We start from the raw sequence: 12,359 nt of genomic DNA, 5'->3' as shown, positions 1-12,359 counted from the left end.
CGTCTATGGGGAAGGACGCTCGACTCACACGAGTCGAACGCCCTTCCTCAAATGGACTTATCCTCAGATTACACTGAACGGCTCAACTAGAAGCTAACGTCGAAGCCAGCGCCAGCGCCCTCTTCATCGGTGGTCGGCACGCCCTTTGCCTTGTTGTAGGCAAAGATCAAGACGATCGGCACGATAAAGGCGATGAGATTGCCAGCCACATACCACACGAGGGTCTCGGGCGTGACGATGAGCAGGCCAAGCACGCCGGTCAGACCCTGACCGATAGCGCGCACCTCAAAGAGCTTGACGAAGGCACCGCCGCAGCCTGCACCGATGCATGCGCAGATGAACGGAATGATCGAATAGCGCATGTTTGCAGCAAAGATAGCGGGCTCGGAGATTCCGACCAGCGTCGGGATAAAGGACGACATGCAGATGTTGCGCTCTTTGGAGTGCTTCTTGTGAATGAGGTACATACCGATGGCGCCGCCGCCCTGGGCGATGATGGAAACCGACCAGATGGCCTGGATGTAGTTGAAGCCAGTCGTGGCAACAAGGTTTGCCTCGATACCCTGGATGAACTGATGCGTACCGGTAACGACGAGCGGCTGCAGGAACGCGGCGAAGACAAAGGCACCAAAGACGCCCATCCTGTTGTACAGGATATCGATTACGCCGGCGAGGACGTCACCGATCAGGTTGCCGAGCGGGCCGAACACGGTGAACAGGGCGACGTTAGCAAGAATCAGGGTAACGGTCGGGACAAAGACGAACGAAACGACCTCGGGGATGTACTTCTGGGCAATCTTTTCGACCTTGGCCATAAACCAGGCAGTCAGGATTGCAGGGAATACGCCGCCCTGGAAAGCAACCATGGGAATGGATAGCGGACCGAAGTTCCAATACTCAGCACCCGTCGGGTCCATAACGAACGTGTTGCGGTTCATAAGGCTCGGGTGAACCATGACGATACCGACGAGGATGCCCAGGATCGGGTTACCGCCAAAACGCTTGACCGCGCTGTACATAACCAGGACAGGCAGGTAGTCGAACGTGGTGGCGATAATGGCAAAGAAGCTTGCGAGGTTCTTGAGGAACTCGCTGTGATCGGCGAGGCTGCCTTCCATGCCAAAGAGGCCGTTGGCAACGATCAGCGACTTAAGGCCGATGATGATTGCAGCGCCGACGAAGGCGGGAATGATGGGGATAAAGATGTCCGAGAATACCTTGAGGACCGAGAAGAACTTGCCCTTCTTGTCCGCCTCAGCGCCCTTGACCTCGGAAGCACTGATCTCCTTAACGCCCGTCAGAGCCATAAACTCATCGTAAACCTTGTTGACGGTACCGGTACCGAAGATGATCATGAGCTGGCCGCTGTTGTACAGCACGCCCTTGACGCCATCGATGTTCTCGAGCTCGGCCTTGTTGTATTTGCTCGTATCCTTGAGCACCAGACGCAGACGGGTCACGCAATGCGTGGCGCCCTCGATGTTCTCCAGTCCGCCGACGTTGTCGACGACTTGCTGGGACACTGCCTTGTAGTCCATGTTCCTCTCCATTCCTTTTCTAAATCATAAAACGGTTCGTTGCCGCTACAGAGACGCGATCGTTGCGTTTGCGCACTTGAGCGCACCGTCGGTGACGGTAAGCGCCACACCCTGGCCCTGCTTGTTGCAGAAGCGAGCGTTGAGCGCAACATCATCGACAAAGATGGTCGCGATGTCGTCGTCGACGACCAGACGCACATGGTGAGTGCCCTCGCCCTTAAAGAACAACGGACGCTCGAGGCCCATGTTGTTGACCTGGAACCACGGGTACTGGGGAGCCGGCGTGAACTCGAGCTTGCCCTCGCGCAGGTTGGCGCGGAACTCATAGGCAAGACCGGTCTCGGCGTCCTCGGCGAACTTGACCGAGAAGCCGGCAGCGTTACCGCCGAGCTCAATGTCGGCATCGAGCAAGTAGGTGGAGCCGGCATCCGCGGCGAGCACCTGCTCGACCTTGCCCGACTCGCAGGAAAGCTCAAAGGTCTCGACTGCCTTAGCCTCGCCAAAGGCGCCAAGCATGCTGTCGGGGAGCTTGGTGCCGAGCGTTCCGTCGGCACGCTGAACGATCTCGAGGGGCATAAAGGTGCCACCCCATAGGTAAGAGCTGGGGTCGCCGCCCTCGTCACGCGTAGGAACCCAACCAAAGAGAACGCGACGCTCGCCATCGAATGCGGTGCGAGCGGCGTAGTACGCGCGGCCGTCGAAGGAGTCGTCAGCAGGGGTAATCCAAGGACCGTTGATGGACTTGGACATGCGGTAACGGGTCTTGTTGCCGTCGCTGTACTCGGAAAAGACGAGGTACCACCAGTCGCCCATCTTAAAGAGATCAGGCATCTCAAACATGGTGTACAGGCCCGGGTTCCACCAGTCGCCCTGGAACTCCCAGTTGGTCAGATCCTTGGAGGTGAACTTGACCAGGCGGCCGGTCATCAGACGCTTGTCCTCGCCCACACGCGTGCCGAGGATGAGCATGTACTCTTCGTTCTCCTCATCCCAAAGCACAAAGGGATCGCGCCAGTTGCGGTCATCGTAACCCTCCTGGGGCGGAAGCAGCGTCTCGGCGATGTTCTTCTCCCACTTGACGGCGTCGTCGCTCGTTGCGTGAAGAAGAACCTGCTTCATCAAACGTGCGCGGACCTTATCGCGATTGCAACCAGTGTAGAGCGCATGGTACTTGTCGCCCACCTTAAACACCGTGCCGGCATAAATGTACTGGTCGACTTCCTCGTCGCCGCCGCGCTCAAGGCTCTCGCCAAAGTCCTTGTAGTTGACGAAATCCTTGGTCGTAGCGAGTGCCCAGCCAAACGGCTCTCCGAAAGGTTCGGGGTTACGCGTGTCACGCTGATGATAGAGATAGAACGTGCCGTCCTCGCCGTACGGCATGATGTCGCCTACCCAAATTCCCTCAGGCTGGTAATACACCTTGTGCATCCGAGACTTCCTTTCCACGACATACTAACTCGGTACAATGGCAAGATATGTCAATCGTTTTCATATGTCAAACGTTTTCACACCAATACGTCTTTTCGCAGTTCCAGTCGTCGGCAAACGGTTGACATTTGCCGGTGAACGGTCATCAGAGGCGTTTGAGGAATTCTTTTGGCACGGGATGAACTACGCGGTTTTGCCCTCAATGAGTTCAACGGAGAGCTTGATATTCGATTCGGGATTATCGCCGTTAATAAGAGCGATGATGGATTGCGCCGCGAGCTCTCCGATGCGATCGATATCTTGACGTACGGTTGTTAAGTCAGGCATAAACGTCATAGTTCGGCGGGCACCATCCGCGCCCACGACCTTAATATCGTCTGGAGCGCTCAAGCCGCGCTGCTTCATCACGTTGAGACAGATGGCCGCCATCGTATCGTCTCCCGCAAAGATGCCGTCAATATCGGGGTTCTCATCGAGGATCTTCGCAACGACCGCGCCCTTTTCGTCGTCGGGCTTAACGAACTCAACCTCACGGACAAGCGCGGACAAACCGGCCTGCTCAACAACATCGAGGTAGGCATCGGTACGCTTATTGGCAGGCATGCGCATGCGGCTATTGCTGCGCAGGCACAGGATACGCCTGCAGCCGTCATCAATCAGACGGCGCGTGGCGAGCTCGCCAATGCCATAGCTGTCACTTGCAATCTGGACAGAGCCCTCGCCAAGATCGCAGTCGATGCCAACCAGGCTCAAGCCCATCTCGGCATATGCCTCGGCACCGATATTGAGGGAGTTGACGATGACGCCGTCGACCATATTGCGGCGGAGCATGTCAATATAGGAACGCTCAAGATCGGGTCGATTGGCGCTGTTGCACAGCAACATCTTAAAGCCGTTTTCCGCTAACGTGCGCTCGACCGCCTGCACAACCTGAGCATGGAACGGGCTGCTCACAAAGGGAACGATCATACCGATAAGATTCAGGCGACCGTTGAGCATGGCACGGGCGATATCGTTGGGCGTATAGTTGATGCGCTCCATCGCCGCATGGACTTTATCGCGGGTTTCCTGGCTAATGTAGCCGCGGTTATTAAGCACGCGAGATACCGTAGTAGGCGAAACCCCCGCCACCGCTGCAACTTCCTTGATGCCAGGCTTAGCCGTATCCTTAGAACGGGCACTCTCGTGAGCCATAGCACCCTCCCCCATCAACATGTCATACGTTTACATACGAACAAAGCATACCCCAACAACAGCGGGAAGACGGTAACAGCACAAGTAAGTAAACGACTCATCCAAATAATTAGGAGAGTTCCGCCTAAAGGGTGACTACACAGGACCCCCGCCGGGGCTGTTTGGGCTACCTCCCAAAACATTCCGCAGGACGCAAAGAGGCTCGCCGCACGAAGTGCGCAGCGAGCCTCTTTGCATGTCCGAGGACGTTTTGGGAGGTAGCCCAAACAGCCCCGGCGATCCTGCGGGAGTTGAGCCCCTTTAGAACTTGTCGTGGAAGGTACGCGCAATGACCTCGTCCTGCTGCTCCTTGGTGAGCGTGTGGAAGTTCACGGCATAGCCGGAAACGCGGATGGTCAGCTGCGGGTACTTCTCGGGGTGAGCCTGAGCGTCGAGCAGCGTCTCACGGTTGAAGACGTTGATGTTCAGGTGGTGGCCACCCTTCTCGGCGTAAGCGTCGAGCATGTGGACCAGGTTATCGGCCTGAGTCTCGGAAACTTCAGAAACCTTCATAATGTGTCTCCTTCGATTAATAGGCGCCGGCCGAAACCGGCGCACTAATCAGTAATCGTTATTGTTAGTATAGCACTAACAATAGTTACTCGCCCAGCTGATCAAGGTCGATATCGCCAAAGAACACCTGGTCCTCCTTGCCGAGCGCACTCGGGATGATGGAGAAGGTGTTGGAGATGCCGTCCTGAGCATCGCGGAACGGGAGCTTGGAAACCGAAGACAGCGAAGCGATGGCGCCGTGGCTATCGCGCTTGTGCATGGGGTTAGCACCCGGGGCGAACGGCTGGCCAGCCTTGCGGCCGTCGGGCGTGGAGCCGGTCTTCTTACCGTACACGACGTTGGAGGTAATGGTCAGAACCGAGGTCGTGGGCACGGAGTTGCGGTAGGTGTCGTTCATGCGGATGTACTCCATGAACTGGTGCACAACGTCGTGAGCAATCTGGTCGACGCGGTCGTCGTCGTTACCGTACTTGGGGAACTCGCCCTCGGTCTCGAAGTCGACGATGATGCCGTTCTCGTCACGGACGGGGTGAACCTTGGCGTACTTGATGGCGGACAGGGAGTCAGCCACGACGGAAAGGCCAGCGATGCCCGTAGCGAACCAGCGGTGCACGTGCTTGTCGTGCAGAGCCATCTGGATGCGCTCGTAGCAATACTTGTCGTGCATGTAGTGAATGATGTTCAGCGAGTTGACGTACACGCCAGCGAGCCACTTCATCATGTCGTTGTACTTGGCCACAACGTCGTCGTAATCGAGCGTATCGCCCTCGACGGCGCGATACTTGGGGCCGACCTGCTTCTTGGAGACCTCGTCAACACCGCCGTTGAGTGCGTAGAGCAGGCACTTGGCAAGGTTGGCGCGGGCGCCGAAGAACTGCATCTCCTTGCCGATGCGCATGGAGGACACGCAGCAGGCAATGCCGTAGTCGTCGCCGTGATAGACGCGCATGAGGTCGTCGTTCTCGTACTGGATCGAGGAGCTGGCGACGGAAGTCTTGGCGCAGAACTTCTTGAAGTTCTCGGGCAGACGGGTCGACCACAGAACGGTCATGTTGGGCTCGGGGCTGGTACCCATGTTCTCGAGCGTGTGCAGGTAGCGGTAGCTCATCTTGGTAACGAGCGTACGGCCGTCAACACCCATGCCGCCGATGGACTCGGTGACCCACTGCGGGTCGCCGGTGAACAGGGCCTGATACTCGGGAGTACGGGCGAACTTGACCATGCGGAGCTTCATGATGAAGTGATCCACGAACTCCTGGATCTGCTCCTCGGTGAAGGTACCGTTGGCAAGGTCGCGCTCAGCATAGATGTCGATGAACGTAGAGGTACGGCCGATGGACATAGCGGCGCCGTTCTGCTCCTTGACGGCAGCAAGGTAGGCGAAGTACATCCACTGGATGGCCTCCTGCGTGTTGGTAGCAGGGTTGGAAATGTCGAAACCATAGGTCTCGGCCATCATCTTGAGCTCGCCGAGGGCGCGGATCTGCTCCTGCAGCTCCTCACGATCGCGGATGTTGTCGGCGGTCATGACCGTCGGGGTGGAAGCCTTCTGGGCCTCCTTGTCCTTGATCAGGTAGTCGACACCGTACAGGGCGACACGACGGTAGTCGCCGATGATGCGGCCGCGGCCATAGCCATCGGGCAGACCGGTGATGATGTGGGCCGAGCGGCAAGCACGCATCTCGGGGGTGTAGACATCGAAGACGCCAGCGTTGTGAGTCTTGCGCTCGAAGGTGTAGCGCTCGACAACGTTCTCGTCGACCTTGTAGCCGTGCTGGCTGGCGGCCTGGCAAGCGATGCGGATACCGCCGTTGACGTGCAGAGCGCGCTTGAGCGGCTTGTCGGTCTGGAGGCCGACGATGGTCTCCTTCTCGCGGTGGGCGTTATCGATGTAGCCAGCGGGGTGGCTCACGATACCCGTGACGATCTTGGTGTCCATATCGAGGACACCGCCCTGCTCGCGCTCCTTAAGCAGCAGGTCGAGAACCTCGCCCCACAGCTCCTTGGTACGCTCGGTCGGGCCGGCGAGGAACGACTCGTCGCCCTCATAGGGGGTGTAGTTCTTCTGGATGAAGTCTCGGACGTCAACCTCTCCCGTCCAGATGCCTTCCTTGAAGCCTTCCCATGCCTCCTGCATTGTGTAACCACGCTCCTAGTTACGTGTAATGCGGCGCTCTCTCACACCGCTGCTTATTGAATTCTTGAATTTTCGGCTTGCACTACCGGCTTCATTCGCCTTCCGTCGCGCGTTAGCACAAGGAAAACGTTTGTCCACCTTGGAACTGCAACCCAAAACCCAAGATTTCACCCGTTTGAGAAGGATAGCATAGCCACCCCCTTCATCAGGGCTGTTATATGTTTCTTTTTTTATACCATTAGGGCGTTTTTAACAAATCCGCAGGAAATGCGAGCGCGAACAACTACCGTTCACCGATTTGTTTGATATTTCCCCTTGCCTTTATACGTCCATCACTCTAGCTGTTATGCCAGCTTTAGCAGGGTAAAGTGCCTCTGAGTGGGCTTTAGGACATGCCTAGAGATCTACTCCCTGACTTCGCTGATACCGACGATGTACGGAGGTCGCCTAAAGGTAGTTTTCTAGACATGTCCCAAAATCTACCGTATAGGGTGCGCGTGCAGGGGTATCATCTTTCACCGAAAATAGTTTCTAGTGTTAGGGGTTTTCGGTGGAAGATACCGATTTCCGTGAGCTTGGGCGTCAGCTCCTTACCGAGTTCGGCAGCATGCATCAGCGCATTTCGCGCTTTGCGGACAAAGCCCTCGGCGGCGAGATGGCCGTCATGCGCGCCCTCATACTCGCCGGCGGTTCGCTCACGCCGAGCGAACTCGCTGATCGCGCCTGGGTCTCGAGTGCCCGCATCGCCAATATCCTACGCGCTCTCGAAGCCAAGGGCTGGGTCGAGCGCGAGCACTCAAAGACCGACCGTCGTCGCGTACACGTCACGGTGACCGACAAGGGATTCCATGATCTCGAAATCAAGCGTCGGGAATTCGAGGACCGCACCGCGGCTTTCCTCGAGCAGCTCGGCGAAACAGATACCCAAGAGATGGTGCGCCTTCTTAGACGTGCCAACGAAATTATCGACCGCAATCAAGAAAGGAGAGATGCCGAGTGAGGATTCTCAAGCTCTTTAAAAAGCATGTCCTGGCACTGTTCGCAGCTATCGTGCTTATCGTAATCAGCTGCAACGCCGATCTGGCGCTGCCTACCTATATGAGCGACATCGTCGACGTGGGTGTGCAGCAAGGCGGCATCGCCTCGCCCGTGCCCGACACCATTCGCGCAGAATCGCTCGACGACCTCGAACTCTTTATGAGCGCCAAGGACGCCAAGACGGTAGAAGCTGCGTTTGGCAAGGCAGACAAAAACGGGATTCGAACGTACAAGGGAACCGAGGATGAGCGCGCCGACGGCAGCAAGCTCGCCGACATTATGAGCCTGCCCGAGACCGTCGTCCTTTCGCTCAACCAGGGCATTGACGCCAACTCCATGGGCGACATGACCGGCACGTCCAGCGAGAAAGACAACAACGCTGCCCAGGCCATGCCCACCCCCGAGCAAATGGCAGCGATGACGCCCGAGCAGCTCGCCGAGATGCAGCAGAAGGCCGCAGCGGCGCAGAATATGCAAAAGCAGATCGACGCCGACGGCGGCAAGATCACCATGAAGAGCCTGCGCCTGGGTGTCGAGGGCGGTCTGGTAGACCAAAGCAAGCTCGTCGAGGGCGCCAACGAAATGGCAGACAAAATGGGCTCCATGTCGGGCTCCATCGTCACCCAGCGCGCCGTGAGCTATGTACAGGACGAGTACAAGGCACAGGGCATCGACCCCGCCGACGTGCAGAACGCTTATCTTAGCCGCATGGCAACCACGATGTTTGGGCTGTGCCTGGTGTCGCTCGTCGCCACCATCCTGACCGGTGCCGTGGCTTCGCGCACCGCCTGCTCCATCGCCCGCGACCTCCGCCACGAGACCTTCAACAAGGTTATGCACTTCTCACCGGCCGAGGTGGGCAAGTTTAGCCAGGCCTCGCTCATCACCCGCTGCACCAACGACATTCAGCAGATTCAGATGGCCGCAACCCTGTTTATCCGCATGTGTCTGATGGCCCCCGTCATGGGCATCGTCGCCGTCATGCGCGTCCTGGCTAACCATACCGGCCTGGAGTGGACCATCGCCGTGGCCATCATCGCGGTCTCGGCCGTCGTCGGCGTGCTCATGGGCCTCACCATGCCCAAATTCAAGAAGATGCAGAGCTTCGTGGACCGCGTGAACCTTACCGCCCGCGAGCTACTCGACGGCCTTATGCCCATCCGCTCGTTCAACCGCGAGGAGCATGAGCTCGAGCGTTTTGACAAGGCGTCGCTCGACCTGATGACCACGCAGCTCTACACCAACCGCGCCATGAGCTTTATGATGCCGCTCATGATGCTCGTCATGAACTGCATCACCGTGCTTATCGTCTGGTTTGGCGCGCAGGGCGTGTCCGACGGCGTGATGCAGGTCGGCAACATGATGGCGTTCATCTCCTACACCATGCAGATCGTCATGGCGTTTATGATTCTCACCATGGTTTCGGTCATCCTGCCCCGTGCCGAGGTCGCAGCCGAGCGCGTGGAAGAGGTCATCACCTGCCCCACGAGCATCAACGACCCCTCCTCGCCCAAACTGCCCGCGACCAGCGCGTCACGCGGTGAGCTCACCTTCCGCGACGTGAGCTTCCAGTATCCCGATGCCCGCGCCGATGTCATCAGCGGCGTGAACTTCACCACGCATGCCGGTCAGATGCTCGGCATCATTGGCTCCACGGGCTCGGGCAAGTCCACGCTCGTGCAGCTGATTCCGCGCCTGTACGACGTCACAGGCGGCAGCATTTCGCTCGACGGCATCGACGTGCGTGACATGACCCTTTCCGAGCTACGCCGCCGTATTGGTTATATCCCGCAGCAGGGTCGCCTGTTCTCGGGCACCGTCGAGAGCAACCTCAAGTTTGCCGGCGATATGGTGAGTGACGAGGATATGCGCCAGGCGGCACGCGTCGCCCAGGCGGAGGACTTTATCGCCGAGCGCGAGGGCGGCTACGACTCCCCCATCAGCCAGGGCGGATCCAATGTCTCGGGCGGCCAGCGCCAGCGCCTGGCCATCGCCCGCGCGTTGGCCAAAAAGCCCGAGGTTGTGGTGTTCGATGACTCGTTTAGCGCCCTCGACTACAAGACCGACGCTCGCCTGCGCGAAGAGCTGGCCAAAAACGTTACTGACGCCGCACTCGTGGTCGTGGCCCAGCGCATCGCGACCATCATGCACGCCGACCAGATCATCGTGCTCGATGACGGCCACGTGGTGGGCACCGGTACGCACGAGGAGCTGCTGCACAACTGCCCGGCATACCTGGAGATCGCACAATCGCAGCTTTCCGCCGAGGAGCTGGGGCTCACCCAAGAAGAAATTGCAGCCGTCATGGAAGGAGGCGAGCGCTAATGGCAGACGAGACCAAGACTCAGATTCCCAAGCCCACCCGCCGGCGCGGTCCTATGGGCCGTATGGGTGGCATGGGCCGCGGCGAAAAGGCCAAGGACTTTAAAGGCACCATGAGGCAGCTGCTCGGCTATATCGGCCAGCACAAGATTGCCGTGTTTGCTGCCGTCGCCTTTGCCGTGTGCTCGGTCATCTTTAACATTGTGGGGCCCAAGGTGCTCGGCCAGGTTACCACCAAACTGTTCGAAGGCCTGGTTGCCAAGGTCAACGGCACCGGCGACGTCGACTTTGACTGGATCGCCAAGACGCTCGGCTTTTTGCTCTGCCTGTATCTGGCAAGCTCTGTTTGCAGCCTCATCCAGGGCTGGCTCATGACCGGCGTCACGCAAAAGATCTGCTATCGCATGCGCAAGGAGATCGCCGCCAAGATCGCTGTCGTGCCGATGAGTTACTTCAACGGCCACAGCAAGGGCGACGTGCTCAGCCGCATCACCAACGACGTCGATACGCTGGGCCAGTCGCTCAACCAGAGCGTGACGCAGCTCATCACGTCGGTGACGCAGATTATCGGCGTGCTCGTCATGATGCTTTCGATCAGCCTGCCGCTCACCGGCGTCACCGTGCTCACGCTGCCGGCAGCCGCGATTATCCTAGCCGTGATGATTCACTTCTCGCAGCCGTACTTCCGCGAGCAACAGCAGGTTCTGGGCGCGGTCAACGGCATTATCGAGGAGGACTTTGCCGGCCAGAACGTCATTCAGGTGTTCGACCGCGCCGAGGCCTCGATCGAGGAGTTCGACCGTCAAAACGACCGCCTATTTATTAGCGGCTGGCGCTCGCAGTTCCTGTCGGGCCTGATGATGCCGCTCATGAGCTTGGTGGGTAACATGGGCTACGTGGGAGTCGTCGTGGTGGGTGCGCAGCTCGCGCTGACCGGCAATGCCACGCCCGGCGACATTCAAAGCTTTATTCAGTACGTTCGCAACTTTACGCAACCCGTGCAGCAACTAGGCAACGTGAGCAACACGATGCAGTCGATGGCAGCCGCCACCGAGCGCGTCTTTGAGTTCCTTGCCGCGCCCGAGGAGGAGCAGAAAGCCGACGCGCAGATTCCCGAGAAGCGCCCCGGCCACGTCGAGTTTGACCACGTCAAGTTTGGCTACACGCCCGACAAGACCATCATCCACGACTTTAGCTGCGAGGCGCAGCCCGGCCAGACCATCGCCATCGTCGGCCCCACCGGCGCCGGCAAGACCACGCTCATCAAGCTGCTGCAGCGCTTTTACGACGTGGACGGCGGCTCGCTGCGTGTCGAGGGCGTCGACGTGCGCGACTGGGACCGCGCGGCACTTCGCGGCGAGTTTGCCATGGTGCTGCAGGATACCTGGCTGTTTAACGGCACCATCCGCGAGAACATCCGCTACGGACGCCCCGATGCAAGCGATGCCGAGGTCGAAGCCGCCGCACGCGCCGCACGCTGCGACCACTTTATCCATACGCTCGCCGGTGGCTACGAATTTATGATTAACGAGGAGGGCACCAACCTGTCGCAGGGTCAGCGCCAGCTCGTGACCATCGCCCGTGCCATTTTGGCCGACCGCCCGGCGCTGATTCTGGACGAGGCGACCTCCAACGTGGACACCCGCACCGAGGAGCTTATCCAGCGCGCCATGGATGCACTGATGCAGGGCCGTACCAGCTTTGTCATCGCACACCGCCTGTCCACGATCCGAAACGCCGACGTGATCTTGGTGATTCGCGACGGTGACATCGTCGAGAAGGGTACACACGACGAGCTGCTCGCCCAGGGCGGCTTCTACGCCGATCTGTACAACTCGCAGTTCGACGAAGCGGCATAAATTCTGCCGCAGGGAACGAATAACGCCCGAGAACGGGGACGCAGGACAACCTGCGCCCCCGTTTTTTCGTCCACGACACTCGAATTAGCTCTCTTGGGGCCCGATTGATAGCCCCTTCCGAACCCCGTGGACAAAATAGGGCAAATATGAGTACTGTTACTTTTTTAGTAACAGCCAAAACAGCCTCAAATGCCGCTCTCACGGCTTACACGCGGGTAGCGCGCAGAGATGTGGTGTAAGAGGCGGGGCATGCCCCGCCTCTTCCCTTTCTTGAAAGGGAGGGGACACCGC

8 protein-coding genes are annotated in these 12,359 nt (G+C 58.7%); 3 read left to right on the top strand and 5 right to left on the bottom strand.

The window, feature by feature from the left end; genetic code table 11:
* Positions 1-86: 86 nt before the first annotated feature.
* From I2E45_RS08450 to pflB, 5 genes are all read right to left on the bottom strand, one after another.
* A complete protein-coding gene (locus tag I2E45_RS08450; RefSeq protein WP_052044095.1) occupies positions 87-1,538 on the bottom strand; it encodes a PTS transporter subunit EIIC in 1,452 nt (483 codons plus the stop codon).
* Between the two features lie 45 nt (positions 1,539-1,583).
* Positions 1,584-2,966, bottom strand: a complete 1,383-nt coding sequence (locus I2E45_RS08445) for a family 43 glycosylhydrolase (protein ID WP_035137642.1) — start codon at positions 2,964-2,966, stop codon at positions 1,584-1,586.
* A 183-nt stretch (positions 2,967-3,149) separates the two neighbouring features.
* Positions 3,150-4,160 (bottom strand): LacI family DNA-binding transcriptional regulator, encoded by a 1,011-nt coding sequence (locus tag I2E45_RS08440; RefSeq protein ID WP_229058905.1) that lies wholly within the window; start codon positions 4,158-4,160, stop codon positions 3,150-3,152.
* Positions 4,161-4,460: 300 nt separating this feature from the next.
* Positions 4,461-4,712: an autonomous glycyl radical cofactor GrcA3 gene (gene grcA3 / locus I2E45_RS08435; protein WP_006234861.1), complete on the bottom strand. Its 252-nt coding sequence runs from the start codon at positions 4,710-4,712 to the stop codon at positions 4,461-4,463.
* Between the two features lie 85 nt (positions 4,713-4,797).
* Positions 4,798-6,849: a formate C-acetyltransferase gene (gene pflB, locus I2E45_RS08430; protein WP_195445630.1), complete on the bottom strand. Its 2,052-nt coding sequence runs from the start codon at positions 6,847-6,849 to the stop codon at positions 4,798-4,800.
* 550 nt (positions 6,850-7,399) lie between these two features.
* On the opposite strand from pflB, the gene I2E45_RS08425 reads away from it, so the two are divergent.
* The 3 genes from I2E45_RS08425 to I2E45_RS08415 are packed head-to-tail and all read left to right on the top strand — an operon-like array spanning position 7,400 to position 12,068.
* Positions 7,400-7,849, top strand: a complete 450-nt coding sequence (locus I2E45_RS08425) for a MarR family winged helix-turn-helix transcriptional regulator (protein ID WP_195445628.1) — start codon at positions 7,400-7,402, stop codon at positions 7,847-7,849.
* Positions 7,846-10,212, top strand: a complete 2,367-nt coding sequence (locus I2E45_RS08420; protein ID WP_195445626.1) for an ABC transporter ATP-binding protein — start codon at positions 7,846-7,848, stop codon at positions 10,210-10,212. Before I2E45_RS08425 ends, I2E45_RS08420 begins: the two co-directional genes overlap by 4 nt.
* A complete protein-coding gene (locus I2E45_RS08415; RefSeq protein ID WP_195445624.1) occupies positions 10,212-12,068 on the top strand; it encodes an ABC transporter ATP-binding protein in 1,857 nt (618 codons plus the stop codon). Before I2E45_RS08420 ends, I2E45_RS08415 begins: the two co-directional genes overlap by 1 nt.
* Positions 12,069-12,359: the final 291 nt, after the last annotated feature.

This window comes from Collinsella aerofaciens (genome assembly GCF_015555045.1).
GTDB classification, from domain to species: domain Bacteria; phylum Actinomycetota; class Coriobacteriia; order Coriobacteriales; family Coriobacteriaceae; genus Collinsella; species Collinsella aerofaciens_W.
The sequence above is the reverse complement of the archived record's forward strand: the minus strand, read 5'-3'. Positions and strand labels throughout refer to the sequence as shown.

Coding starts and splice junctions, on each gene's coding strand:
- I2E45_RS08415 (WP_195445624.1), top strand. CDS start 10,212: ATGGCAGACGAGACCAAGACTCAGATTCCCAAGCCCACCCGCCGGCGC.
- grcA3 (WP_006234861.1), bottom strand. CDS start 4,712: ATGAAGGTTTCTGAAGTTTCCGAGACTCAGGCCGATAACCTGGTCCAC.
- pflB (WP_195445630.1), bottom strand. CDS start 6,849: ATGCAGGAGGCATGGGAAGGCTTCAAGGAAGGCATCTGGACGGGAGAG.
- I2E45_RS08440 (WP_229058905.1), bottom strand. CDS start 4,160: ATGGCTCACGAGAGTGCCCGTTCTAAGGATACGGCTAAGCCTGGCATC.
- I2E45_RS08445 (WP_035137642.1), bottom strand. CDS start 2,966: ATGCACAAGGTGTATTACCAGCCTGAGGGAATTTGGGTAGGCGACATC.
- I2E45_RS08450 (WP_052044095.1), bottom strand. CDS start 1,538: ATGGACTACAAGGCAGTGTCCCAGCAAGTCGTCGACAACGTCGGCGGA.